This is a genomic window from Paenibacillus sp. J22R232 (assembly GCF_056269165.1).
Genome location: NZ_JBWDNK010000029.1, coordinates 1 through 25,717, shown reverse-complemented (window position 1 = coordinate 25,717; position 25,717 = coordinate 1). Strand labels below are relative to the sequence as shown.

Genomic DNA, 25,717 nt, shown 5'->3' with positions numbered 1-25,717 from the left:
AGAAGGCGTATTTACAACATAGCTGCTTCCATTAAACGTAACGACTTGACCTACCTGATAACTAGGCGCTGCAAGCGGATCGTAAGGAACTACGCCATCGAGTCCGGCACCAGTAGCACCCGTTTCTCCCGTTGGTCCTGGCAATCCGGTTGCTCCGGTTGCTCCGGTTACGCCTGCTCCTGTGGCACCTGTAGTACCTGCTGCACCGGCAGCTGCTAGCAGCGTATAGCTAGGCGAAATATTCGGATCACCGAAAGGAGGAGCACTATTCACAATATATGTGCTGCCATTAAACGTAACCACTTGACCTACTTGGTAGCTTGGCTCCGCATTCGGATCAAACGCGATCACACCATCTAAGCCTGTTCCGGTTGCTCCCGTTGGGCCGGGTGCTCCAGCAGTTCCCGTCCCAGCAGGACCGGTAGCTCCTGTTGCACCGGTTGTACCTCTTGCAGCTAGCAGTGTATAGGTTGGCGAAATATCCGGATCGCCGAAAGGAGGAGCACTATTTACAACAAAAGTAGTGCCGTTAAACGTAACCACTTGACCCACTTGGTAACCCGGCTCCGCATTCGGATCAAATGCCACAACGCCAGTTAATCCCGTCCCCGTTGCTCCTCGTTGACCCGCCACCCCTCGTGCTCCCGCTGGTCCAACTGCGCCGGTAGCCCCTTGCGCACCGGCTTCACCCGCATAGCCCCGATACCCTCTAGGACCTCTCGGACCCCGTTTTGCTTTATGACATGGCTTTGGCTTCGGTTTCGGCTTAGGTTTTGGATGCGGCTTTGGATGTGGATGAGGACCGTCTAGGCAGTCCAAAGCTCGATTCAAAATGTGAATCGAATCCTTTACGTCTTTTTGAGCGCTTTGGAGTTTATTTTTGCGTGTAAGCCTCTTTGCCTTTCTCAGCTCGATAATTGCTAAATTTAATTTTCGCAGGCAGCCCGCCCGAAAATTCGCCACTCCTACACACCTCCGTTGTTGTTAACCCTTGCGCTTCTTCTTTCCTTTTTTATAAACGATACAGCCGCATGAAGAGACTGCATCATGAATCTGCTGCTTGGCGTGCCTTAAGCGTTTTGTCTTGATTAGGGCTCTCGCTGATTGCAGCTTCTGGATCGCTTCATTCAACCTTTGTGCTTGAACCTTCTTGTTCATAGACGGTTACTCCCCCTCCCTGCTATTTTTTAAAAAACCCAAAAAATAGTAGAAATTTACAATAGCTAAATCAGTCTATGTCCAAAACCAATTTTGAACACGGTGAATACCCATAAGCACAACTAAAGTACAAGCAAATCCGAATAATTGCCAAACAAACTACAGGTACAAATCAATTTCATCACACAAAAAAAGACCTCAAGATTTGCTTCTTGAGGCCCTGCTTGATCATTATTCTGTTTCTAACATATCCTTATAGTGTTCCTTGACTTCGAGAATAAAAGGTAGCCGTTCCAGAAAAACATCCACCACCCTCGGGTCGAAATGCCTACCCCGCTCCTCATTGACCAAAGCCAGAATCCGCTCCAGTGACCACGCTTCTTTATATACCCTGGAGCTGCCGAGCGCATCGAACACATCTGCCATGGCCGTAATACGCCCATAGATGTGAATGCTCTCTCCCGCAAGACCTTGCGGATAACCTGTTCCATCCCATTTCTCATGATGCTGCCACGCAACGATTGCAGCGGCTTGAAGAAGCTGTCTCTTTGACTTTCGCAGCAATCGATAGCCGATAGTGGCATGCTCTTTCATTTGTTCATATTCCTCAGCGGTAAGCTTCCCCGGTTTTTGCAATATCGCATCCGGAATCGCCACTTTGCCGATGTCGTGCATAGGTGACGCGCTTCGCAGCATATCAGCTTCAGATTCGCTCATTCCAAGGCCAATGGCCAAAATATAAGAATACTGCGCGACTCGCTTTACGTGATTTCCCGTTTCCTTGGAGCGCCCTTCGCCAATGTGGCCCATCGCAAGTATAATTTCTTTTTGCGTTTCTATAATTTCTGCATGGAGCATCGTAGATTCAAGCGATTTGCCGGAATATGCTGCCGCAAGCGACAGGTATTCCATATCCATGGTCGAGAATGACTGCTTCTCGGTAAGCTTGTTAATAGCTTGATATGCACCGATGACTTCCCCCTGGTTATTGCGAAAGGGAATCGTCATAATGGATTTTGTCCGATAGCCCGTCCGTTTGTCATGATCGGGATTATGTCTAGGGTCTTCATAGGCATCATCGATGAATATAGGCTGGCCGGTACTGATTGCATTCCCTACCAAGCCGCTTCCGTAAGGGATTCTAATCTCACCCGCATCAAGCGCCACCACCGTAAAAAGCTCATTTCTTGCAGCGTCAATGAGCCACACTGTACACCGGTCAGCAACGACCATTTCCCGTCCCAGGTTGGCCATTAAAACAAGAACGGTCTCTAATTTTTTTTCGTTGGCTATTTTAGCTGTATATTCAAAGATAATCTTAAGCATTTGTTCCGGCGAAAGATCCAATTTATAAGCGCCAGGTTCAGTTTGATTTTCTTCCATGAGATGGATTCCTCCAGCCGTTCGTGCTCTTGTCCTTACAATTATTCGCCTTTCCACTCCTTAATCCTGCTATTCATGTAGGTTTGAAGTATTATTTCGACAATAATTGCAATCTCTTTAAAACAAGCGGCTTTACCTTGCTTCCATAAAAGCACACGTGCTATAATAAATATTGCTGCGCGTCCGTAGCTCATCCGGATAGAGCAAACGTTTCCTAAACGTTAGGTGGGAGGTTCGAGCCCTCTCGGGCGCGCCATTTCAGTTAAACCGCGGTGTTACAGCGTTTCTATGTACGTATAGGCAATCGTAAGGCCTAACGTTTATAGACGGTACAGACGGTAACTATCGCCCATACATACGCGACCTCCTACGAATTTTGTAGGAGGTTTTTCGTTATGGACAAGAGTAAGGCACATTCAATTGTACAGAAGCCGCGCAAGCAAATGATTTGAGCGCTTTAATCGACACACAGTGACGGAATGCCTGGGAAAAACAATTACAGAGGTGATCAAATACGTTTGAAATAAAGAAAAAACGGTCATCTTACGCCGCAATGAACTGTGACCGTTTTTAATTATTCGTATTCGTCTTGTGTTACTACTAATACCGTCCCATTACCGCTAGGCCCATCCTCGTGAATTTCTACGCGATGAAATCCTCCTACTCCCATAAACGTTGTGGACAACGGTTTAGCTTCGCTTATTTCGATCCGCTCAATACCGACAAGTGTGAGCATCGCGGAACGATCGTACTTACTATACTGGCCTTTTATGAGATTAACGCGAATCCAGCGAGCCCCGTTGTCAGCGAATATTATTTCTACGAGACCAACTTCGGCGCCCTCTTTATCATCTAACATTTCGGAGTAATAATTCTTTGTGACAGGCAATTCCGTCTTATCCGGACCCATTGCGAAGTCAAAAGTTTCACTGAATAACGGTTCACCAAGAACAGTAGCAACTTCCTTCGGTGTTTTGTCTGCAACGTCGTTGACATTTACATATGACTCCATGCACGGAGTACCAAATACGTATGTCGTTTGTACTAACGCGTTCTCATAGTTATTTCCACAAGCAGTTAATACTGTGGATATAGCTAGCGCAAATATTATCTTTTTCATTGAAATGCCCCTACTATATATGCAACGCGCTATGTTTATTTTAGCAGATAATGGAAATGAGAACAATGAATAAGAGCACCGTGAAAGTCGGCGGATACAATCTTCAAAATCGACAACACGCAGGCGATGGCGACGCGAAACAAACGTAAAATCGGATTATACCGCGAGCTCTGCAATACCGGAAGCTGGAAGGCGAACAATGGGTCGTTCCCAACCGTGCTGTAAGTAACGATGAGTGAATACCAGCAGACACGGTTGACGACGTTGTTGGACGGAACGGACGCGAAGGTGCTTATGATTGCCGATTTATGCTGTGCGGAGCCTGCTAATTATGGCGGGTTTTCCTTCCTAATATATGGAGGAAGGTTTATACTGTTATCTAACTAGAATCGATCACAGCAGCGTTTAGTCGAAGTAAACTTTTACATACGGAGGCATGTTCATGGAGATAAAAAGCGAGGTAAAAGAAGGCGACAAAACATCCGAATGGCGAGCGCGCAGCAACGCAGAGATAGAGAAGGCAGAAGAAAAATCTACCATTAACGCTTTTAATATTGTTGGTGCTTTAATAGTGATTGCTGGCCTCGTTGTCGGCTTAGCTACAAGTTGGGAGATTATGATTACAAACGTCTCTTTCGGGATTATTATTATCGGAATTGGGGAGATACTTCGATACCTCAATAAGATCGCAAACAAAATTAAGTAGACTACGGTTTAACTACACGCAAAAAGGCGCGACCGTAAACGGAATTACACCGCAAAAAGGCGCGCCTTTTTCGTATCTATTTCGCCAATGTAACCGTCTTACTCGCGCCATCCTACGCAACACTCGTTCCAATAGCCTCGGAACTTGTTTACACACCTTATTTTCGGTAAAATTTTGATAACGCACGGTGGTCGCGTACACTACGAGTCGACGTCTGTTTGCCCGCTATAGGCACCGCAAGGCCTATAAGGTAATTTACATCTCAATAAACGTTTCCTAAACGTTAGGTGGGAGGTTCGAGCCCTCTCGGGCGCGCCATTTCTTTTATATGCGATCGATATCCATGTATACTACAGTCTTCTGCGATTATATCGCGGAAGACTTTTTTGTTTCATTTGTTAATGGCAAGCTGTTGACTTAAGAACACTTGTTCCCCTATAATGTGCATGAGGTGATTTACGAATGGCCATGCCGTTATTGAACGTAAACAATGTAAACCATTGCAATCCGCCTGGCGCAGAGGAGATGGGACTCATACAACGCGCTATTATTCTTCCGCTGGCACTGGCAGCTGTTGAACGGAACCGACTCGATTTGGATCGGCGGGCCCGCTCCTTGCGTGCTATTTTTGCCAAAGCTGCAGACCTTATTATCGTACAGATGAGAACAGACCTAAAGGCAAACACAAGGATCTTGGTTTCCAGGAGCATTGCCGTCTGTGTGAACAGCGGTACGAGCGATAAGCTGAGCTATCGCTATAACTGCCGCGGATTTGAAGAACAAATCGACTTTACAAGTACATACATACGCAATGAAATTAACATAATGATCTCCGCCTATAATGCAGAAATTTTCTCCAAAAATATCCGTCCTACCCCTTAGTTAATGAAACGGGAGTCGTTCCTCTTCGAAGCCTCGCCATTCCGGCGAGCCTTTTTTCTTCATTCTCCTCCTCTACCGGGCGCTATAATCTTCTATAACAATCTGATATACTACAAATAGTTTCATATCCTTCTACAAAAGAGTCAATTTTCACCAAGTTTCGATCATGAGGGTTTTCATTTAAATTTGAATGGAGGAGGCAATTCATATGGGCATTGAATTTAATTCAGGAAGACCATCGAATGTACTTGGAGGCCAAGGTGGCATTCAACAAGGCGGTATTCAACAGGGTGGCATTCAGCAAGGCGGCATCCAGGGAGGCATTCAAGGAGGCATTCAAGGCGGACCAGCGAACAATCCTTTTGGCGCAGCTCCCGCTCCTCAAGCCAGTCCTGGGGGAGGACTTGTACTCGCCAAAGGACAGAAGCTTGATCTCACCAAAAATAATGCTGGGCTTGATTTTTTGAAAGTTGGGCTGGGCTGGGATACGAATCAGCTGCAAGGCCAGAGCTACGATCTGGACGCTGAAGTGTTTCTGCTTGGGCAAACCAATACCGTTCCTACATCGAGCCATATCGTATTCTACAACAATCTAGTGAGCCCTGATGGTTCGACCAGATATAAGGGAGATAACCGCGACGGTCAAGGAAGCGGCGATGATGAAACGGTAGAAATTCAACTGTCGAGAGTGTCCTTGGATATTCAGAAAATCGTGTTCACGGTAACGATTGATGAGGCTATTCGCAAAAACCAAAACTTTGGACAAGTATCCAATGCCTATATACGTATTGTAAATCAAGCAAACGGTGCTGAAATTTGTAGATTCGATCTATCCGAAGACTACTCGACCTCTATTTCGATTCTTGCAGGGGAAGTCTATCGTCACGGGAACGAATGGAAATTTAATGCAGTCGGAACGGGCTTGACTCTCGATCTTGCCGGCATCTGTGCTCACTACGGTGCCATGTAACGCTCTTTTTTCAACCTGCAATTATCCATCAATTATTCGGAGGTAACGCCTACATGCCGTTTCAATTTCAAGTCGAGCGCGAATTGTTCCTGAAAGCAGAAGGACAAGGGCAGTTCTTTGCCAAAAAAGGATCAATGGTAGCCGATCAGGCTTATAACAGCAAGTTCAAATATTCCAAACGTTTGCTCGGTACGAACTCCGGTAACATTGTCGGTCAAGTCATTAATCATGGCATGCGTAAAGTAACGGGTGAAAACCTGGAAATCATGGAAGTCGAAGGACAAGGTATTGTATATCTTGCTGATGAGAATTCCCATGTTACCATTATTAATTTGGAGCAAGGCGGCGCTTGGCAAAGCGTTAGCGTCGAGAGCGAAGACCTGCTTGCTTTCACGGAGTCTTGCCATTATGGCGTGACTATCATCGGTTCAGGCATTATCTCTCAGCGCGGCTTGTTTACGTCCAAGCTATCCTACAATGGCCATGGCGCACAAGTTGCCATTAAAACTAAAGGCAATCCGCTTGTCCTGCAAGGGCCTTGCCGCGTGGATCCGGATGCCATCGTGGCATGGACGGGGCCATCTCCGAAAGTAAAGCTCGACGTTAACTGGAAGACGCTAATCGGCCAAACATCCGGCGAATCCTACATGTACGAATTTAACGATCCTAACCAGGTTGTCATTCTTCAACCTTACGAGCGCGAAAGCGGCGTTAAATTCGGAATGGATGACAAACGCTATACGCCTCAAGAGCAGAGCAGCGCTTTCGGCAACACGTTTGGCGGGAACCAAGGTCATGGACATGGACAAGGTCATGGTCATGTGCAAGACAATAGCGGCGGACTTGGCGGAATTATCGGCAAATTTCTGAAATAAAACGTATAACTGATTGGAATAGGCCCTGCCGGTCGGCAGGGCCTATTCCAATCGTTACTGCACCACCGATCTAAACAGGCTTGAAACGTTGTAACCTAGCCTTATTGTCTGACGTACAAAGTACAAACCAAGTTCACGAAACACTCTGTCTCCAGGGACGAAGATCGCTGTCATTATCATTTAAGGAGGTATCGACATGAAAGCCGCAAGCACTTTGCTACTTGTTACTGCAATTATTGAGGGAATATTAGGCATTCCCTTGCTCGGTGGCACGCTAGTTATGCTATCCGGTTACACGGTACTGTTCGTAACACTTGTTCTTCACATTATTACGCTCGTTTTTTGCTCCCAGCATAATAAACCGATTGTAGGCAGTATCCTAGGTATCGTAACATCCGTTCTAGCATGGATCCCTGTTCTGGGAATGATCCTTCATTTGACGACAGCCGCCTTCCTCATCTACGCTGTTTCCAAAAAGGATCAGCAGCAGCAGTATCCTCCATATCCGCCTGCACCAGGCAGCTTTTAATCAAAAGGGATATCCTTTCGTAGTGACGACTACGAGCGGATATCCCTTTTTTAGTATATTGGAGCTGCGATCATTACGTCTTAGCATTCTGATGCAGGCGGCTCACCATGTTTCTCCGCCGGTAAACGCTTAGAATCATTCCCATTGCCATCAATTCGATTATGCCATTCGTTCCCCCATATGAGATAAATGGCATTCCTATCGACAGCAAAGGCACCATGCCAACTGACATGAATATACTCCAAACGAATTGAAAACCAATGATGGAGAACAACCCGATAGTAAGCGCCTTTGCATAGGGATCATTGAGCTTGCTTGCAACACTTATCACTTTGCTAATCAACAGTATGGCCAAAGCTATCATACCTAACCCAAACACCCAGCCCAAACTGTAAATCAAATAGGTAAAGATTGAATCGCTTTGCAAATAAGGAAGCGTGTGATTCGGCTTGCCGAAGCCTTGTCCCCACATTCCAGCAGAGCGGATTGCCTCTAAGATGCTTACCCTTAAGTAATCAGTGCCCCCCGGATCGTCCATTTTATAAAAGGAGTCGGATAAGTATCTATACGAAATAAAAGATCTTAACTGTTGGGAAATTAGTACCATGCTTGTACCTGCGGCAGCAATTGCCCCTATACACGCCAACGCCAATTTGTATGCTTTGGCTACAAACACTAGTAGTAGGATAAGCCCGACGTTATATACGGTAAAATCATGAAAGTCTGAATTCCGTACATAAAGCAGCATAGGAACCAGCGCATATAAAAGAACCTTTATGCCAAAGTTAATCGAATTTTTCATTAATCCTTGACTCTTCTCCTCGCCACTCGTCAACATTCCAGCAATCGCAATCATGAACAAATAGGGAGAGAAGGCATATATATCAAAATAAAACGTCGAAAAGGAAAACCAACGCTTCGATCCGTTTACCCATATCCCATACTCCGAAACGAGCATCATCATCAGCACCATGCCGCAATAAAGATGCCAAGAATATTTCTTTAGCTTCTGATAATTAGTAAAACAGATCATGGAGAGCAATATAACGCCAATCGCCGTATAAAATGATTTATTGATCAAAAGGCTATTGCCTTCATAAATCTCCTTGCCGCTGTAAGCGAGCTGTACCGCATACATACCCAGTATTCCGATACTGACCAAAATAGCGACAATAGCAACTAAGCTCCATTCCATGACCGGTTTGTGGGCTGCATGCAACTGCCTGCCGATTTGTGAAGCATCTCCCATCTGGACTATCGCTTGGTGAATAGCTTCTTCCTCTTGGATTCCTTCGCCGCGCATATCCGCAATCCGCTCTTCCAAATGGCTGGACATTTCAAGCTCAATATCGGGATGTACGTCCCTTGCCCCTACATGTTCGCATACCTGCGTTATGTAATTTCTAACCGCTTCCGGCTGGCCGTTTTTTGAATTCATGCTAGCCCCTCCCCAATAACACGGTCAACCGTCGTGCGAAATAACGCCCATTCCTGTTTCTTCTCCTCCAGCTGTCCTCTTCCGCGCTCCGTAATACGGTAATATTTGCGTTTACGGCCTCCTTCCTCATTCCAATACGACTCGACTAGCTCATCGACCTCCAGCGTATGCAGAATCGGATATAACGTTCCTTCTTTGAAGGTAAACAAGCCGTCGGAGCTTTTTTCAATTTCTTTGGTCATTTCATAGCCGTACATTTCCTTACGATCAAGCAGCGTCAAAATTAAAATGACCGTGCTGCCTTTCATCAACTCTTTATTGATTTTCATAACGTCCTCCGAGTAAGTATCGATTCTCTATGCATCGAATATCTATGTATTAGTATAACTCTGCCATCGACCGATTACAACTCCTATGCTTCCTATTTTTTAAGAAACCTTTAAAATTTTGCACATTATTCCATCCGACCGACGTATAAGTACATAATGAAACTCATTCGATTTAACTACATTAGGAGGAAATCAGAAGATGAACCAGCCTTTTGGGCTCCATAAGGAAGAGAAAACGTATGGCATGCTGGCACATTTGCTCGCATTCAGCGGATTAATCATTCCATTCGGCAATATTATCGGCCCGCTTGTGATCTGGCTTTTGAAAAAAGACCAGTCCAGCTACGTTGACATGCACGGCAAGGAATCGCTTAATTTTCAAATCAGCAATATGATCTACACATTTATATCCGGGCTGCTCATATTCGTTGTCATCGGTTTTATTACGACGCCGCTGTTATTCGTATTTTGGCTCGTATTCACCATCATAGGCTCTATTCGCGCTTCCGAGGGCAACGGCTATCGCTATCCCTTAACGATTCGCTTCTTCAAATAATTAAGCGTTAACGGCTGTTGCCGTCCTCTGTGGCAAAAGCAGTCGTTTCGCAGATATATATAAGCACATTTATATGTGAAAACATATAAATGCTTATATAAACATAGACGCCGGAGCAGACAGCTCCGGCGTCTTTTTTATTTGGGCAGCTGCGATGCATATTTCTTGCGCAGCGCATGCAGCCGGTCCAGCCGGTCAAACGCCGGCTCTCCTAATCGCTTGGTCACTGCTACCGCTATCGCATCTATAAGCGCAACCGGGGCAGCCATCGAGTGAAATCCCTCTAATTCGCCCCGGTCCACCTGCAAAACGAGATCGCTCTGCTCCAGCATATCGGATACGAGGAGATCTGTAATGAGCAGCGTAGTGTAGCCTGCCACAGCAGCATGCTCTAGCAGTACCGTCAGCTCCGGAGATCGCCTGACAAACCCGAACATGATAACGACATCCCGCTGCCCGGCATGAACAAGCGATTCAAGCAGCTCGCTGCCGCTCCCCGCCATCCCCTCTACCTCCACGCCTACGCGGTTTAACCGGAATCGCAGAAGCTCGATTAAGCTGATCGAAGCTCCCGTGCCAAAAACGTATACCTTCCGAGCCGACTGAATCGCGTCCACCGCTTTGTAGAAGGATTCCCGCTCTACCCGCTCCGAAGTGACCTTGATATTGGCTGATGCCATATCCAGCATCTCCTGAACGACATCTGCTTCCTCATGCACCATCTTGTTTAATATTTTTTTCATCTTGTGAGCTGGCGTTGCGTGCTCGTTCTGCAGCAGATGTTTCTTGAAAGCCTTTAAATTCGCGAAGCCTATGGCCTGCCAGAAACGGGATACGGTCGCCGTGCTCACATTTACCGCCGTTGCGATATCTTCCTCCGTACAATACGGAATTTGCTGAAGCGAGCCCATTACGTAATTCGCAATTTTCTGCTGGCTTTTTGACATGCTGTCGAGATCCATCTCCAACTGGAAAGCTGTCATATTGCTTTATCTCCTATCTGTTGATGCTGCTTCATTTGTCTAAAAGAATTATAACATTTGTTGCACCATAATGATATTTATATTTCATTTTTTAATTTATGTATTTTATTTTACACAATCCATACAATTCGTTGACCATCCGAAAACATTTGCCCCCTAGTATTGTAAAAGAATTCATTCCGAAGCGAGTCCAAACCGTCCTGATGCCCGCTTCACAAAACAATTTAGGAGGAATCACAATGGTTTCAGCGCCTAAGCGCCGTTACGAGTTAACGCAATCGCAAAAGCTTATGGTCTTCATCCTATCCATGTCCTTGTACGGAATCTCCAACATGTTCTCTGAGCTCATTCCCGAGCTTAAGCTTGGTCCGATTGAGCTGAAGGTAGAGTACTTTGCTTTTATTCCCCTCACCTTATGTATCCTGTTTAATCCTCTGTATGCGGCTCTCGGCGCTTCGTTCGGCGAGGTTATATTCGGAGAGCTGCTGCTTGGGCAATTCGGAGGACTCGGCGAGCTTGAGAAGTTTATCGAATTCACCATCGCCATGTACATTGCAGGGCTGCTTGTCAGCGATCCTCGGAATCGCAAGCAGCTGGCGTTGGCTTCCTTCGTTGCGGTCGGCATTGACCAAATGCTCGGCGCGATCGTTGATATCGGCAAGGTATGGTTTGGCATCGAAGATCTGGAGGCCGTACCTGGCATACCGGAGAGCATTCTGCTTATTGAAGGAGTTGGCTTCCTCAATGCGATGCTGATTACAGGCATTTTCTTCTCCTTGCTGCCGACCCTGTTTCTAGTTCCCCGCCTATATGGCAAAATCGAACCGCTGCTCGGCATGAAGCCGCGTGACAGCCGAGTAGCCATTTCATTCGGTCAGCTTTTGACGCCGCGTCTTCTCATTACCGCTATCCTCTTTGTGTTTGTTGGCGTAATTGCTGAGTTTTTGGCTGAGTCGGATATTAACTTTGCCGTCTGGGAGCCTGAGTTTATTGAACAATACGGCGGCGGCTTCATCTGGGTTAGTGCTATCGCTGCGCTTCTTGTTCTTATTCTGACTCTGACCGCGGCGTTTCGTGCCAAAGCCAAGTCTGCCCGGACGTCAGGAAACATAAAGCTATGAGCGCCGGAAACAAGGGAGCAACCGAGCGGAGACCGGGGGAGCCGACACCAATAATAGCGCTGCGCGACGTGCATTTCCAATATCCCGGAGCTGAAGCGAACGCGCTTCGCAATATTAACCTTATTATCCATCCCGGGGAGTTTATTGCGATAGCAGGAACAAACGGCAGCGGCAAATCCACCTTATGCAAATGCCTTAACGGATTAATTCCTAACTATTACGTAGGCGATTTAAGCGGTTCTATCCAGGTCGCAGGACTGACCGCTGCCGAAGAAACGGTATCCTCGCTATCGCGCAAGGTTGCATACGTATTTCAGGATTTTGAAAACCAGCTTGTACGTCCTACCGTTTATGACGAGGCTTGCTTTGCACCGCTTAACTACGGCTATGCCGATTACCGGGAACGCGGACAACGCGCGCTAGCCATGCTAGGCATTGATCATTTGAAGGAGCAGTGGATCTGGCAGCTTAGCGGCGGGCAAAAGCATCTTACCGCTTTGGCTGGGGCGTTGTCGCTTGATCCAGACATTATTATTGTCGATGAGCCGGTCGCCCAGCTCGATCCCTATCATGCCAAGCTTATTTACGAAAAGCTTAGGCTGCTTAATGAACAATTTGGCAAAACGATAATCGTCATCGAGCATCACACCGAGTTTATTGCCGAGTACTGCCATAAGGTCATCCTAATGGATAGTGGGACTATACGCTGGGTTAAGCCTGTCCAGGCCGCTTTATCGGCTGTCGATGAGCTTGCTGCCCTGCATATTTTGCCCCCGCAGGTTACACTTGCCGTGCGAGATGCAGAGGCAGCCATAAATCAGGTGCAGCTCCAAGACCGGCTATACCCGATAACGATCGAGGACGCAGCCGCTTATTTCAGAGAAGCAAGGATACTATCCCAGAATAACAAAGACGTGATTATCAAGGAGCCCACTCGTGAGTCCGTTTCAGCATCTCATCCATTAGTCACCTTTGCCAACGTTTCCTATGGCTACAAAACCATCACAAGAGAGAAGTATCCCGTTATTCAGGATATGAGCATTCGTTTCTACGAGGGCGATCGCATTGCTCTAGTGGGAAATAACGGTGCAGGCAAATCGACGTTATTAAAACTCATTTCGGGCATTCGACGTCCTAGCGCTGGCCAGCTCGATGTTTGCGGCCACCTCACCAAACAGGCTTCACCTGAGCTGCTAGCTGACTATGTCGCATATGTGTATCAGAACCCTGAGGAAATGTTCATAGAAGATTCGGTCCGCAAGGATGTGGAATATTTCTTAAAGTCCCGCAACAGCCCGGATTATAGCTCCTTTGTAGACGAGGTTCTCCACCGCATGCGATTAACGGACCTGCAAGACCGAGATGGCAGGCTTCTTAGCGGCGGTCAGCAGCGCAGGGCGACCTTAGCGATCGGCCTTGCTATGCGTCCAACCGTTATGCTCCTTGATGAGCCGACTGCGAGCTTGGATGCTTCAAGCCGGCGCGAGATGACCGATATGCTGGCTCAATTGCATGGCCGGGTTAAAACAACGGTCATTGCTACGCACGACATGCAGCTTGTTGCCGAGTGGGCTAACCGCGTTATCGTCATGCATAACGGAGCCGTCGCGCTTGATACCGATCAACGCTCCCTGTTCAGCCACGTTGCCATACTGGAGAAGGCCGGGCTGCTAGCGCCGCAGATTACTCAGCTCAGCCAGAGGCTGGGAATTCATCCGCCTTCCTTATCGGTAGATGAATTCCTTGCATCAGTCGTCGTAGAGCCCCTCACTTCGCATGACTTAAACAGAAGCAAGGAGAGTGCTGCAATTGGAAGCCATTAAACAGAGCATGCTCGACAAGCTAAGCGTGGAGCAAATCAAAATCGAACTCATGCGTACTGCTTTTGGCAGGCAGTCCACCTTTCTATCCCGGTTTGACCCGCGTATTCTGCTCGTCTGGTATTCTTTTTTCGCGGTAGCTCCTTGGTTCATCCATAACAAAGTCGTCCTGCTGGGCTTGCTCGTTCCGATGCTTGTCCTTACGCTCTCATCAAAAGTAAGCCCGCTTGTGCTCATCATCATGGGAATTGGCCTTGTCAGCGAGATCAGCTATATCTTGTTTGGCTCCTTGTTGTTCGGGGGAAGCCTGGAGGCTGTCTGGCCGCTCCTAACCTTAACGCTCAAAATATTGCTTATATCGCTCGCCAGCATCGCCGTCTTCTCCAGCATGGACCCCGAGAAGCTCAGTGATGCCCTGCTGAGCATAGGCATGCCAGGGCAGTTCAGCTTCGGCGTATCCTACGGCTACCGGATGCTGCCCATTCTAATCGAAGAGTATCATAATCTCATTCATTCCTTTCGTTTGAGAGGCAGAGCTCCTGCCAAAAAAGGTTTCCTCCGCATGAACAGCCTGATCTACTTGGCCAAAATCGGCGTGCGCGCGTTTTATCCCCTGCTCTTGAATACGGCTAAGCGGACGCGGACAACTGTTGAAGCGCTGGAGGTCAGAGGCTTTACGTACGCACTGGTGAGTCCGGAAGCGAAGAAGCTTAAGCTCTCCCATATGAAGGTTAACGCGCTTGATTTCGTCTTTCTTGGCTGTTCCCTCATCTATGTAATCGCGCTATTCAGTCTTGGGCACTATCTTTCCTTTTCATTTAACTAACAGAATGGAGATTATGGCAGATGATGAACATTGATTTGCACACACACGGAAAGCTTTCCAAAAAAACGCATTTTTCCCTCGATTATTTCCTTGCTATGACTCGCGAAGCTAAGGAAAACGGATTGCACGCGGTAGCTCTCACCGAGCATTTTAATACGCTTCATTTCCTGGATATGCTGGATCAGCTTGACCAACATTTTGATTACAAGGATGATTATTATCTCGTTGAAGGCCTAAAGGTGTTCTCCGGCATGGAGGTGGACGTAGCGAACAAAGGCCATATATTAATCATTGGCAATCGTATCCTGATTCGTGACTTGCGCAGACAGCTTGAACCGCACACCGGGAAAGATAATTTCATTCCATTGGAGGAGCTGCTTGACCGAACCGATGATCAGCAGCTCCTGCGAATCGGTGCTCATCCTATGAGAGAGAGCACCCCTCTTACGCACCATGCCGTGCAGACGCTGCAGCGCCTCGATTGCCTTGATATGAATGCCAAGGACCTATTCCAGTATGGGCTGGGCATGGCCGACGACGTCAGGCAACTCGCTGATGAGCTCGGACTGCGCGTGAGCGCTGGTAGCGATTCTCACCAGCCTCTGCAATTCGGCAGCGTCATTAACCGCTTCCATGCCCCCTGCAGCACGGCGGAGCAGCTGCGCAGCGAGCTTCTGAATGGCAAGTTCCAGATTGAAATATCCGCCTGCCTGAACGTTAAAGTAAAAGCGGCCCAGATGATGAAGGAGCTGCTCAAAAAATCAATGGTTGTCGCTTAATCCTTCCCTCCTGATAAGAAGAAACGTCTGACGGCGTCCTTTCAATAGATGCCATCGTTTCAGCGAAACGTATAGAGGAAGAATGAATGAAATCCTATACTTTCCTATACGTCAAGCGTAAACGGCTTTGGCCGTCCTCTGGTGGCTAAGCTTACGTTTCGCGTAGAAATAGAAGAATACTTGATCGCGTGAAATTACGCAAAGAAGCAGCCTCCGGAATAACAGAGGCTGCTTCTTTTCACGTTCTATTATAGACCTGTAGGCAGCTGGAACATTTGAGTCAGCTCATCCATCGAGATCGCGTCCGTAGGGATTTCATTCTCGAACTTAGGCGCTTTGTTGATATCTGAATATACGACGTCATAATGGATTCCAAGCTTCATGCTCTGACCGCTTTCTTTATCCGATGCAGCAACACTTAGCTTGCCTGCTTGGTAAGAGAGGTAGCCATCAGAGATAGCAGCCGTTAGCTTGGCAGAATTAATTTTGACATCATTTTTAAGCGTATCTAAAATTTCGGTTTTGTTCGTTTCAAGATCTGTCTTCAGCTTCTCGATATCAGCCTTCTCCAGCTGAAGCGACTTCAGCGAGGCTTCATTCGCAAGCAAAATGTCCAACACCTCAGGCAGTACTTGGTTAATGACCGTGTCTACCGTTTTCGGATAGTTGCTCTCGTTAATTTCGAAGGCTATGACCTGATCAGCTTTCAGATCGGCAGGCAAACCTGCATCTGATGCTTTAGGCTCGCTAAAGTAGGTCTTCTCATCAAAATGCTTAAGAACCGCCTCTCCAATCTCCTTGCCAAGCTTCTGCTGCGTAGTCAAGTCCAGCTCCGCCGCACCCTGCTGCTCAGCGAGCTCCTTCAGGTCTACTTTGATGAACTTGCCTGTAATGGTCTCAGGCAGCGGAAGCATCGGAATTTGTGGCACTTTTACATATAATATTTCTTCCGTCAGAATCATTGGAACCGTCAGCTTCATCTGCATATCGCCTGGGATGACGATCTCCATGTTCAAATCGGTACGCATAGGCTCCTTCTGATAAATCGCATTAACCGTGATGGAAGCGTCCTTGATCATGCCAACGATCGCTGCGGTTGCAGCTGCATCTCCTTGAACGGCCGTATCCTGCGGTACTTCAAGCTCATCTAAACCGAATGACATTTTTACTGCATATGAGTCCGCCTCTGTAATCTTCGTCATGGCCGCTTGCAACGCTTGCTTCGGTGGTTTACCCGAGCTGCAGCCCGCAATAACGACCAAAATAACGGCAAGCAATAACACCGCTATTTTCTGTACTTTCTTCATGTAATAAGTTCCTCCCCTATCTTTTTATGAGCACCTCCATTCTATACTAAAAAGCCTGCATTTAGAAGTTATATCCAAAAAATCCCGTCTCGGATAACCGAAACGGGACGATTGATCTATTTAAACCAAGGACTATAGGCTTGATTTAACCCTGCGGGTTATGATGGTCAACATGGTTCCGCTGTTTTGTTTTTTTCGAACCGGATAATGGCTCTTGCTGCCCGCCGCCGCTTTGCTTTTGCTTATTATTTTGAGGATTGCTTTCCGGAACCGGTATACTGTCTGGCTTTGACAAAAGAATCGCCTCCTTTATCAGAATCCGCTCATGAGCAGCAGCTGAACGCTAATCCTTCTGATGCTCCAAATCCGTTGGCTGATCATGGTTCAATGCATCCTGATGCCTGCGGTCATTTTTATCCTGCTGCAGCTGCTGGGCATGATGGCTATTAACCGCCTCTATATCCAAAGTATCCACCACGTTTGATAAATTTTTATCCGCAGTTCCCTTTGCTTTTGTCATCGGCTAGTCGCTCCTCTACACATGCGTCAAGCGCTGCAGCGCTTGCGCACATTCATGCAAATGTCTGGTATAGTCCTGAATGAGCTCTTGAATGATTTCGCCGCGTTCATCCACGGATACCTTGTCCTTCTCTACGTCAACAAGCTCTACCTTTACTTCACGGCTGTCTACATACGTCACTTTGAAATCGAAGGAATACATTTGGTGGCCAGCCGTGTCTATCGTTACGCGCAGCGACTTAGAATCCGACTCGTCAGGCAGAACCCTGCTCCGGTCGGCGCTGTTCAGCGTCTCCGGCAAGGTTTGCCGCCAAGCGTCCGCCAGGTTTTCCTGGTTCATTTGCAGCTCATCTGATTTACCCATCAATAAAGCACCTCCACACCGTATAACATGCGAAGAGCGGCTTTATTTTATACGAGAACAACAATAACAAAAAAAGCCCAAACGCTTTCGCGTATGGACTTGTTCAAATTCAACGTTAGAAAAATATGGAGGAGAGAGTGGGACTCGAACCCACGTGGGCTTGCACCCTAACAGTTTTCAAGACTGCCCCGTTATGACCGCTTCGGTATCTCTCCATGCATTCAATTGTCACAAGAAATATTGTACCACAGGTCAAAACATAGATGCAACTACATTTTGACGCTGTGGTAAAAAAATTCTAAAGCTTTGCAGCTTCGATCGATTCGATTCCGCCCATGTAAGGACGCAGTACTTCAGGAACCGTCACTGAGCCGTCTGCTTGCTGGAAGTTCTCGATAATAGCCGCGAACGTACGCCCAACCGCAAGCCCTGATCCGTTCAAGGTATGAACGAATTCCGGTTTGCTCTTCGTATCCCTGCGGAAACGGATACCAGCGCGGCGAGCCTGGAAATCCTCTACATTCGAGCAAGAGGAAATTTCGCGGTACGTGCCGGCGCTCGGCAGCCAAACCTCCAGATCATAGGTTTTGGCTGCCGTGAAGCCCATATCGCCCGTACAAAGCGTCAAAACCCGGTATGGCAGATTAAGCAGCTGCAGCACCTTCTCTGCGTTAGCTGTCATCTTTTCAAGCTCGTCGTAGGAGTCCTCTGGCTTTGTCAGCTTGATCAGCTCGACCTTATTGAATTGATGCTGCCGGATCAAGCCGCGCGTATCACGCCCCGCGGAACCAGCCTCTGAACGAAAGCAGGAGCTGTATGCCACGTAATATTTCGGAAGCTCCTCCGCCGTCAATATTTCTTCGCGGTGAAGGTTTGTAACGGGAACCTCGGCAGTCGGAATAAGAAAATAATCCGAATCCGAAATTTTGAATAGATCCTCCTCAAACTTCGGGAGCTGGCCCGTGCCAATCAAGCTGTCGCGGTTCACGATATAAGGAGGCAGTACCTCTTCATAGCCATGCTTGTCGCTGTGTAAATCCATCATGAAGCTGATCAAAGCACGCTCTAGACGCGCGCCTAAGCCGCGGTAGAACGTAAACCGGGAGCCCGTAACCTTGGCAGCCCGCTCAAAGTCCAAAATGCCCAGCGTTTGCGCGACTTCCCAATGCGGCTTCGGCTCGAAGTCAAAGCTAGGCACTTGGCCATGCTTGCGGAGCTCTACGTTGTCTTCCTCCGATTTGCCGACCGGGACGCTTTCGCTAGGTATATTCGGAATCGCTTGCGTAAGCTCCTCTACCTGTACCTCTAGCAAACGGAGCTCGTCATCCAGCTCCTTTATACGGTCCCCTACTTCTCTCATTTCAAGGATGAGAGCCTCGGCATCCTCGCCCGATCTTTTGAGCTTGGCGACTTCTTGGGAAACTGTATTGCGACGGCTTTTCAGCGTCTCCGTTTCTTGGATGAGATCCCGGCGCTTCGTATCAAGCACTGGGAAATTCGCAATCAGATCAAGCGAAGCGCCGCGGTTGCGGAGCGCCGTCTCAACCTTTTCAAATTCATTTCTTAACAACTTAACGTCCAGCATGCTTCAAAAGCCCCTCTCTGAAGGGAGTGATTTTATATTATTTTCGTAAAGACTACGCTTTGCCTGCTGCCGCTTCCTTCACCATATCCACGAAATAGGCATGCAGCCTGTAATCGTCAGTCAGCTCGGGATGGTAAGATACGGCAAGCAAATGTCCCTGCCTTGCAGTCACGATCTCATCTCTATATGTGGAAAGAACCTCAACGGAAGAGCCAACCTTTTTGATCAACGGCGCACGGATGAAGACCGCACGGACAGGCTCATCAATGCCTTTCACGTCCAAATCCGTCTCAAAGCTTTCCTGCTGCCTGCCAAAAGCGTTTCTCGCCACGGTCATGTCCATAAGCCGCAAATGCGCATCCTCTTGGCCTTCAATCTGATCCGCCAATACGATAAGTCCCGCACAGGTTCCGAACAATGGCTTGCCTTGCGCAGAAAACTCGGCAATTGCCTCCATAAAGCCATAATTCCGCATCAGCTTGCCAATCGTCGTGCTCTCGCCGCCTGGTATAACAAGTCCATCAAGCTCATCAAGCTGCTCAACCCGCTTAATGGCGACCGCCTCTGCGCCCGCCGATTCTAAGCTTCTTATATGCTCTGCAACTGCGCCTTGAAGCGCTAGTACGCCTATCTTCATCGCTCAATTCGCCTTCCTTTACGGGCAAGGGCCGGCTGCGCGATATGCGCTAAGCCGGCACCTGCTGCATATTACATCTATTAGATACCGCGGTCTTGCATACGCTCTGAAGAGTTAAGCTTGGAAATTTCGATCCCTTTCATCGGAGCGCCCAAGTTTTTCGATACTTCAGCAATTAGCTTGTAATCTTGGTAGTGAGTCGTTGCTTCAACGATAGCGCGGGCGAATTTCTCTGGATTCTCGGACGTGAAAATACCTGAACCGACAAATACGCCGTCTGCTCCAAGATGCATCATCAACGCCGCATCGGATGGTGTAGCAACTCCGCCTGCTGCGAAGTTAACCACGGGAAGCTTGCCCGTCTCATGAACGTTAAGAAGCAAGTCATAAGCTACGCCAAGAAGCTTAGCTTCATGATAAAGCTCGTCCTTCGACAAACCTTGAATTTTGCGAATTTGACCATTGATCAAGCGAAGGTGACGAACAGCTTCAACGATGTTGCCTGTTCCTGGTTCACCCTTCGTACGAAGCATTGCTGCTCCTTCTTGAATACGGCGCAAAGCTTCTCCAAGATCTTTTGCTCCGCATACGAATGGAATTGTAAATTCATGCTTGCTGATGTGGAACACTTCATCTGCCGGCGTAAGCACTTCACTCTCATCGATATAGTCAACGCCCATGGATTCGAGCACTTTAGCTTCTACATAATGACCGATACGAGCCTTAGCCATAACCGGGATAGAAACGACTTTCATTACTTCTTCTACGATGGTCGGATCAGCCATACGAGCTACTCCGCCTGCTGCGCGAATTTCAGAAGGAACGCGCTCAAGAGCCATTACCGCTGTTGCTCCTGCTGCTTCTGCTACTTTTGCTTGCTCGGCGCTCATAACGTCCATAATGACGCCGCCCTTTTGCATTTCTGCCATGCCGCGTTTAACGCGCGATGTACCTGTTTCCATGCTTCAAATCCTCCTATTTTCATCCAATAAAATGTATATTACCGCAGTTGTTCTAACCATTGATTTTACAGGAACCAAGATTAATCGACAAGCCTTGATTTGCTTTATTTCCTTGTTTCTAACTCGGATTAGAACAAATTGACGATTCCGTTAAACAAACCAGCAAAGAAATCTCCGATTGCGCGGAACATTAGGCGGAACCAGCCTGCTTTCTGGCCATCCTCTGTCGTAATTAAATTAACGGTTCGCTTCAATTCCTGCTTTGTTTCCGCATCCGTATATTTGTAAGTTACCGTACCGACAACGGTACCGGACGGAATAGGAGCTACTAGCTCTGACTCTGCCTTTAACGTGCTGTCAACAACCTCAATCTTAGGGTCGGTACCCTTTTTCACCATAAAGGTAATGTCTTTATCCGTCACAACGGGAAGAGTTTTCTTCTTGCCCTTCTTAATCTTAACCGTTTGTACCGTTTCTACCACGGATTTCGGAGCAAGCACCGTTTTTTTCTCAAAAGTGCTGAAACCATAATTGTACATTTTTGCCGTCTCATTGAAACGGGCAGACTTCGTAGCGGTATCCATAACCACGCTTATAAAGCGCTGCTCGCCTTGCTTGACGGTACCTGTGAAGTTGTATCCGGCTGAGTTAATAAACCCGGTCTTCATGCCATCTACGCCTTCGTAAGCCAAATGCTTGAGTCCGGTTTGATTCGTGTTCGTACCAAGCATCCAGTTGATATTAACGATCGGATCCTTATCACGCTCACGGAATTTGTATTCCTGCAGTTTGGAATATTCCAGAAATTCAGGGTGCTCGCTCAAAATAATTTGTGCCAGCTTGGCCATTTCAGCGGCGGAAATAACCGTTGTCTCCGATAAGCCCGTTGCGCTTGTGAAAATAGCTGTTTTAAGACCTAGCTTATCAGCCATTTCATTCATCTTTACGACAAAGCCTTGCTCGCTGCCTGCAATTTGCGATGCTAATGCAATCGTTGCGTCATTTGCAGAGCCAACGGCCATTGCTTTATATAAATCTCTAACCGTATGTTGATCGCCTTGCGCTAGAAATACCGATGAGCCATCCGGAGGAGTCGAAGCAGCTTCCGCGCTTGTCGTTACGACCTCGTCCCAGGATAGGTGCTCGTTCGAAATTTCCTCAAGTACGATATATTCCGTCATTAGTTTGGTCATACTCGCCGCAGGAAGCGGTTCATCCGAATTTACCTCATACAATACTTGACCGGAATCCGCATCAATTAGAATAGCTGCTTTGACTTGTAAGCCTAAAGAATTTTCCGTGCTGGGTCTTCCTTGATATCCATTTGCCATAGCTACCGCAGAACCAAGCGACAGCATGACCATCCAACTCGCCAAACTTGCAGCGATGACCGACTTTAACCGTACCGGTCTTACCATTTCCTTCAACGTCGTCTCCCCTTTTCCCACTTGGTTTGTCCGTTTTTAATTGTAACATATCGAACCCTAACAATTAAACCTATTCAGGTCCTAAGTAGTATGAGTAATCCTTCATAAAAAAAAGGCAAGGAAAAGCGATTCGATCGCTTTTCCTTGCCTCGTTTCAATTCTATGAATCAGGTGTAGTTTATAGAGAGTAGTTAGGAGCTTCTTTCGTAATTTGCACGTCATGCGGATGGCTCTCACGAAGACCGGAGCCCGTGATGCGAACGAATTGCGTATCGTTCTTTAGCTCGTCCAGCGATGCTGTACCGCAATAGCCCATGCCTGAGCGCAATCCGCCAAGCAGTTGGTGAACCGTATCTGCGAGCGGTCCTTTGTAAGGAACACGGCCTTCGATGCCTTCCGGAACAAGCTTATTCTCGTTCTCTTGGAAGTAACGATCCTTACTGCCTTCCTTCATAGCGCCAAGGGAACCCATACCGCGGTATACCTTAAAGCTGCGACCTTGGAAAATTTCCGTTTCGCCCGGGCTCTCAGCCGTTCCTGCAAACAAGCTGCCGACCATAATCGCACTTGCGCCAGATGCGATAGCTTTCGTAATGTCACCGGAATACTTAATGCCGCCGTCTGCAATAACCGGGATATTATATTCGCGTGCAACCGATGCGCAATCGTAAATCGCAGTGATCTGCGGAACGCCGATACCAGCAATAACGCGTGTCGTACAAATCGAGCCAGGCCCGATTCCTACTTTAACGACAGATGCGCCAGCTTCGATTAGGTCGCGTGTAGCATCACCCGTCGCAACGTTACCTGCAATAATCGTAAGCTCAGGATAGGTAGCACGAATCTTGCGAACCGCATCCAAAATATTAATGTGATGGCCATGGGCCGAATCTACGACAAGCACATCGATTCCTGATTGAACCAACGCTTCTGCACGATCCATCGTATCCTTCGAAATACCAACCGCTGCTCCGCAAAGCAAGCGACCATGCTGATCCTTAGCCGCATTAGGGAATTGGATTGCTTTCTCAATATCTTTAATCGTTATAAGTCCTTTAAGCGTGTTCGACTCATCGATAAGCGGAAGCTTCTCAATTTTGTGCTTCTGAAGCAATACTTCTGCTTCCTGCAAAGTTGTACCAACAGGCGCGGTTACAAGATTGTCGCGGGTCATGACTTCGTTTATTTTAATGGAGTAATCGTGAACAAAACGTAGATCACGGTTTGTCAATATACCGACAAGCTTCTTGTCTTGATCAACAATCGGCACACCTGAAATACGGTATTTGCCCATTAGCTCTTCTGCGTCGTAAACATGGTGATCAGGCGTAAGCGAAAAAGGATTAGTAATTACACCGCTCTCCGAACGTTTTACACGGTCTACTTCCTCCGCTTGCTGTGCAATCGACATATTCTTATGAATAATGCCAATGCCGCCCTCACGAGCTATTGCAATCGCCAAAGCGGCTTCTGTAACGGTGTCCATACTTGCGCTAATGAGCGGAATGTTTAGCTTTATGTTCTCGCTTAATCGAATCGAGATGTCAACTTCCCTAGGCAGCACTTCTGATTTGCGCGGAATAAGCAGGACGTCGTCAAACGTTAGCCCTTCTTTGGCGAATTTCGTTTCCCACACGAGTATGTTCCTCCCTTATTTTAAGTACGTCTCACATATATTATTAGCAATATTAGCAGAGGGGGTATAGGCTGTCAAGGCTGATAAATAGCTTTGTTACATCCACGTTGTACGTGTTTGGAAAGAGCATTACCGAACCATTTCCTTAGAAAAAGTCAGGCAAATACGTAGTTCGTTCGGGAATACGGACTTGTAAGCGTTTAATATGCTCGTCGTCTCCAGTAATCCTTGCTAATTGGGCAAGCTTAGTCGGCCGCACATACCCTAGCAGCATCGTTGTTAGCGCTCCAATATCCATTTTTATAGGGTTTTCAAGCGATGGTTTCTCTTCAATTGGCGTAAAAACGGCCTTTCCGGTTCCATTTATATGCAATAAATATAAACCGTCGTTCCATGGTGCTTTATCATCGCGCAGTTGGATCGGGATCAAATCCTCTGCAGCTGACGCATTAAACGCATATTGTGAGATAAATTGCTCCGCATCCACAATTCGTGCCATAAAATAAGGAACAACCTCTTGCTTGATTCTCGGATTAGCCAAAAGAAACGGAAGCTGATCGTCCGATGGAACAGTAATCGTCAGCTCTTTAATCATTGAATCATGCTGAGAAATAAACGACCATAACGCGGCTCTTGCTGATTCATTTAGATAAATAAACTCGTGCACGGTTAAGCGGCTGTTCTTCACTTCATAAATGATATATCCTTGCGCTTCACCAAATGCGTCATAATAAACGACTGTTTGGCCAGGCTTTCGTTTGCTAATCCGATATTTCCACCATAGATCGGAACGCACTAGCGAACCATTATATTGGGACGCATATGCTTCATATAAGCGAGAGAGCAATTCATAATCGCCTTTAAACCTTTCAACATGCCCTTCAAATGGGAATCTTGCAGGCAGCTGTTCCTTCTGTATCGTGTAAGATTTATTTTCTGTATATGTCTCCCAGCCAAATTTTCGATAAAATCCGAATTCAAAAGGATGTAAAAAGGAAATAACTTGTCCTTTCTCCTTCATTTCATGCATTGCTTGAACTAGTATTTGTGCAACTAGGCCTTGCCTTCTGAACTCAGGCCACGTCGCTACGCCAGCAAGTCCGCCCATGTTAAACACTTTGCCGCCGATGTAGGTTTGAAGGTCCAGTACTGCTGCTTGTGCAGCGAACTGCTCATTGACAAATGCAGCATATCTTGCAGCCGGCTCCTCTGTGAGCTGCTTCTTTGTTTCCGCAAGTTCCTCTGCAGATTTCTCGAATTGAAAAGCAAATTGTGATAATAACATACTTTCATCAAAAAGCTCTATGCCCATTGGCTTGATTTCTACTTGCTTTGACATTCCGTAACGCCTCCCTTATTCAGATACTATTATCATAACGTATATACAACAAAAAAACCTATCGCATCACATGCGATAGGTCTCTCGTGCTTGGCGACGTCCTACTCTCCCAAGACCCTGCGGTCTAAGTACCATTGGCGCTGGAGGGCTTAACGGTCGTGTTCGGTATGGGAACGCGTGGTTCCCCTCCGCCATCGCCACCAAACTGGATGTTTTGCTGCTTCCACATCCTGAGTTTCCTCAGAATGAATAAGGCAAAAGTCCTTCAAGGTGTTTACGCCCTGAAAACTGGATACGAAAGATCAGGTTTGCTGAACCTTTACTGCTGCTGTCTACCGGATGTATGGGTCACGGCAAACGTGTTTAGGATAAGCCCTCGACCGATTAGTATTCGTCAGCTACACACATTGCTGTGCTTCCACCCCGAACCTATCAACCTCGTCGTCTTCAAGGGGTCTTACATACT

At 47.3% G+C, this 25,717-nt stretch carries 25 protein-coding genes, 2 tRNA genes, 2 rRNA genes and 2 pseudogenes; 11 read left to right on the top strand and 20 right to left on the bottom strand.

What is annotated here, in order from left to right:
• The 3 genes and pseudogenes from AC0YN3_RS32585 to AC0YN3_RS32575 all read right to left on the bottom strand — a co-directional run.
• Positions 1 to 633 (bottom strand): annotated as a pseudogene (locus AC0YN3_RS32585) (hypothetical protein); the annotation flags it as partial.
• 351 nt (positions 634 to 984) lie between these two features.
• The gene (locus AC0YN3_RS32580) at positions 985 to 1,158 is read right to left on the bottom strand and encodes a hypothetical protein (protein WP_475778978.1); all 174 of its coding nucleotides are present in this window, start codon (positions 1,156 to 1,158) and stop codon (positions 985 to 987) included.
• 231 nt (positions 1,159 to 1,389) lie between these two features.
• Complete coding sequence (locus AC0YN3_RS32575; protein ID WP_475778977.1) at positions 1,390 to 2,541, bottom strand: HD domain-containing phosphohydrolase; 1,152 nt, start codon at positions 2,539 to 2,541, stop codon at positions 1,390 to 1,392.
• A gap of 179 nt (positions 2,542 to 2,720) precedes the next feature.
• Between AC0YN3_RS32575 and AC0YN3_RS32570 the strand changes: the two genes are divergently transcribed.
• A tRNA-Arg gene (locus AC0YN3_RS32570) sits at positions 2,721 to 2,797 on the top strand.
• Positions 2,798 to 3,115: 318 nt separating this feature from the next.
• On the opposite strand, the gene AC0YN3_RS32565 is transcribed toward AC0YN3_RS32570, so the two are convergent.
• Positions 3,116 to 3,661: a hypothetical protein gene (locus AC0YN3_RS32565; RefSeq protein WP_475778976.1), complete on the bottom strand. Its 546-nt coding sequence runs from the start codon at positions 3,659 to 3,661 to the stop codon at positions 3,116 to 3,118.
• Between the two features lie 442 nt (positions 3,662 to 4,103).
• Here AC0YN3_RS32565 and AC0YN3_RS32560 point away from each other — a divergent pair, with 442 nt between their 5' ends.
• The 5 genes and pseudogenes from AC0YN3_RS32560 (at position 4,104) to AC0YN3_RS32540 (ending at position 7,623) form a co-directional block, all read left to right on the top strand.
• Positions 4,104 to 4,367, top strand: a complete 264-nt coding sequence (locus tag AC0YN3_RS32560; RefSeq protein WP_475778975.1) for a hypothetical protein — start codon at positions 4,104 to 4,106, stop codon at positions 4,365 to 4,367.
• A 462-nt stretch (positions 4,368 to 4,829) separates the two neighbouring features.
• Positions 4,830 to 5,249: a YhjD family protein gene (locus AC0YN3_RS32555; protein WP_475778974.1), complete on the top strand. Its 420-nt coding sequence runs from the start codon at positions 4,830 to 4,832 to the stop codon at positions 5,247 to 5,249.
• A 409-nt stretch (positions 5,250 to 5,658) separates the two neighbouring features.
• Positions 5,659 to 6,219: pseudogene (locus AC0YN3_RS32550) on the top strand (TerD family protein); the annotation flags it as partial.
• 53 nt (positions 6,220 to 6,272) lie between these two features.
• Positions 6,273 to 7,094 (top strand): AIM24 family protein, encoded by an 822-nt coding sequence (locus AC0YN3_RS32545; protein ID WP_475778973.1) that lies wholly within the window; start codon positions 6,273 to 6,275, stop codon positions 7,092 to 7,094.
• Positions 7,095 to 7,290: 196 nt separating this feature from the next.
• Positions 7,291 to 7,623 (top strand): hypothetical protein, encoded by a 333-nt coding sequence (locus AC0YN3_RS32540; protein WP_475778972.1) that lies wholly within the window; start codon positions 7,291 to 7,293, stop codon positions 7,621 to 7,623.
• A 73-nt stretch (positions 7,624 to 7,696) separates the two neighbouring features.
• Here AC0YN3_RS32540 and AC0YN3_RS32535 read toward each other — a convergent pair whose 3' ends face one another.
• The gene (locus AC0YN3_RS32535) at positions 7,697 to 9,061 is read right to left on the bottom strand and encodes an FtsW/RodA/SpoVE family cell cycle protein (protein ID WP_475778971.1); all 1,365 of its coding nucleotides are present in this window, start codon (positions 9,059 to 9,061) and stop codon (positions 7,697 to 7,699) included.
• Entirely contained in the window at positions 9,058 to 9,390 is a 333-nt protein-coding gene (locus AC0YN3_RS32530) for a PadR family transcriptional regulator (RefSeq protein WP_475778970.1), read from the bottom strand. The genes AC0YN3_RS32535 and AC0YN3_RS32530 overlap by 4 nt, the downstream gene beginning before the upstream one ends.
• A gap of 199 nt (positions 9,391 to 9,589) precedes the next feature.
• On the opposite strand from AC0YN3_RS32530, the gene AC0YN3_RS32525 reads away from it, so the two are divergent.
• Complete coding sequence (locus AC0YN3_RS32525; protein WP_183571155.1) at positions 9,590 to 9,946, top strand: DUF4870 domain-containing protein; 357 nt, start codon at positions 9,590 to 9,592, stop codon at positions 9,944 to 9,946.
• 137 nt (positions 9,947 to 10,083) lie between these two features.
• On the opposite strand, the gene AC0YN3_RS32520 is transcribed toward AC0YN3_RS32525, so the two are convergent.
• Positions 10,084 to 10,929 carry a MurR/RpiR family transcriptional regulator gene (locus AC0YN3_RS32520; protein ID WP_475778969.1) on the bottom strand — a complete coding sequence of 282 codons (846 nt, stop codon included), beginning with the start codon at positions 10,927 to 10,929 and terminating at the stop codon, positions 10,084 to 10,086.
• Positions 10,930 to 11,168: 239 nt separating this feature from the next.
• Between AC0YN3_RS32520 and AC0YN3_RS32515 the strand changes: the two genes are divergently transcribed.
• From AC0YN3_RS32515 to AC0YN3_RS32500, 4 genes are read left to right on the top strand one after another with little or no spacing between them, the layout of a single operon-like run.
• Complete coding sequence (locus tag AC0YN3_RS32515; RefSeq protein WP_475778968.1) at positions 11,169 to 12,050, top strand: DUF8171 family membrane protein; 882 nt, start codon at positions 11,169 to 11,171, stop codon at positions 12,048 to 12,050.
• Positions 12,047 to 13,873, top strand: coding sequence for an ABC transporter ATP-binding protein (locus AC0YN3_RS32510; protein WP_475778967.1), 1,827 nt, complete (start codon positions 12,047 to 12,049; stop codon positions 13,871 to 13,873). The genes AC0YN3_RS32515 and AC0YN3_RS32510 overlap by 4 nt, the downstream gene beginning before the upstream one ends.
• Positions 13,860 to 14,696, top strand: a complete 837-nt coding sequence (locus tag AC0YN3_RS32505; RefSeq protein ID WP_475778966.1) for an energy-coupling factor transporter transmembrane component T family protein — start codon at positions 13,860 to 13,862, stop codon at positions 14,694 to 14,696. The genes AC0YN3_RS32510 and AC0YN3_RS32505 overlap by 14 nt, the downstream gene beginning before the upstream one ends.
• Positions 14,697 to 14,716: 20 nt before the next feature.
• Entirely contained in the window at positions 14,717 to 15,475 is a 759-nt protein-coding gene (locus AC0YN3_RS32500) for a PHP domain-containing protein (protein ID WP_475778965.1), read from the top strand.
• Positions 15,476 to 15,723: 248 nt separating this feature from the next.
• On the opposite strand, the gene AC0YN3_RS32495 is transcribed toward AC0YN3_RS32500, so the two are convergent.
• From AC0YN3_RS32495 to AC0YN3_RS32435, 13 genes are all read right to left on the bottom strand, one after another.
• Positions 15,724 to 16,782 (bottom strand): hypothetical protein, encoded by a 1,059-nt coding sequence (locus tag AC0YN3_RS32495; RefSeq protein ID WP_475778964.1) that lies wholly within the window; start codon positions 16,780 to 16,782, stop codon positions 15,724 to 15,726.
• A gap of 145 nt (positions 16,783 to 16,927) precedes the next feature.
• Positions 16,928 to 17,077: a small acid-soluble spore protein P gene (locus AC0YN3_RS32490; protein ID WP_475778963.1), complete on the bottom strand. Its 150-nt coding sequence runs from the start codon at positions 17,075 to 17,077 to the stop codon at positions 16,928 to 16,930.
• A 48-nt stretch (positions 17,078 to 17,125) separates the two neighbouring features.
• Positions 17,126 to 17,302 (bottom strand): hypothetical protein, encoded by a 177-nt coding sequence (locus tag AC0YN3_RS32485; protein ID WP_475778962.1) that lies wholly within the window; start codon positions 17,300 to 17,302, stop codon positions 17,126 to 17,128.
• A 15-nt stretch (positions 17,303 to 17,317) separates the two neighbouring features.
• Positions 17,318 to 17,665 carry a hypothetical protein gene (locus AC0YN3_RS32480; protein ID WP_475778961.1) on the bottom strand — a complete coding sequence of 116 codons (348 nt, stop codon included), beginning with the start codon at positions 17,663 to 17,665 and terminating at the stop codon, positions 17,318 to 17,320.
• Positions 17,666 to 17,791: 126 nt separating this feature from the next.
• Positions 17,792 to 17,880, bottom strand: a tRNA-Ser gene (locus AC0YN3_RS32475).
• 83 nt (positions 17,881 to 17,963) lie between these two features.
• Entirely contained in the window at positions 17,964 to 19,250 is a 1,287-nt protein-coding gene (gene serS / locus AC0YN3_RS32470; protein WP_475778960.1) for a serine--tRNA ligase, read from the bottom strand.
• Positions 19,251 to 19,302: 52 nt separating this feature from the next.
• Positions 19,303 to 19,887 carry a pyridoxal 5'-phosphate synthase glutaminase subunit PdxT gene (gene pdxT, locus AC0YN3_RS32465; RefSeq protein WP_475778959.1) on the bottom strand — a complete coding sequence of 195 codons (585 nt, stop codon included), beginning with the start codon at positions 19,885 to 19,887 and terminating at the stop codon, positions 19,303 to 19,305.
• 80 nt (positions 19,888 to 19,967) lie between these two features.
• Positions 19,968 to 20,849: a pyridoxal 5'-phosphate synthase lyase subunit PdxS gene (gene pdxS, locus AC0YN3_RS32460; protein WP_054025851.1), complete on the bottom strand. Its 882-nt coding sequence runs from the start codon at positions 20,847 to 20,849 to the stop codon at positions 19,968 to 19,970.
• Positions 20,850 to 20,977: 128 nt separating this feature from the next.
• Positions 20,978 to 22,267 (bottom strand): D-alanyl-D-alanine carboxypeptidase family protein, encoded by a 1,290-nt coding sequence (locus AC0YN3_RS32455; RefSeq protein ID WP_475778979.1) that lies wholly within the window; start codon positions 22,265 to 22,267, stop codon positions 20,978 to 20,980.
• Positions 22,268 to 22,454: 187 nt separating this feature from the next.
• A complete protein-coding gene (guaB, locus tag AC0YN3_RS32450; RefSeq protein WP_475778958.1) occupies positions 22,455 to 23,912 on the bottom strand; it encodes an IMP dehydrogenase in 1,458 nt (485 codons plus the stop codon).
• Between the two features lie 145 nt (positions 23,913 to 24,057).
• Positions 24,058 to 25,251, bottom strand: coding sequence for a GNAT family N-acetyltransferase (locus AC0YN3_RS32445; protein ID WP_475778957.1), 1,194 nt, complete (start codon positions 25,249 to 25,251; stop codon positions 24,058 to 24,060).
• Between the two features lie 88 nt (positions 25,252 to 25,339).
• Positions 25,340 to 25,456 (bottom strand): 5S ribosomal RNA (rrf, locus tag AC0YN3_RS32440).
• 159 nt (positions 25,457 to 25,615) lie between these two features.
• Positions 25,616 to 25,717, bottom strand: a 23S ribosomal RNA gene (locus AC0YN3_RS32435); the annotation flags it as partial.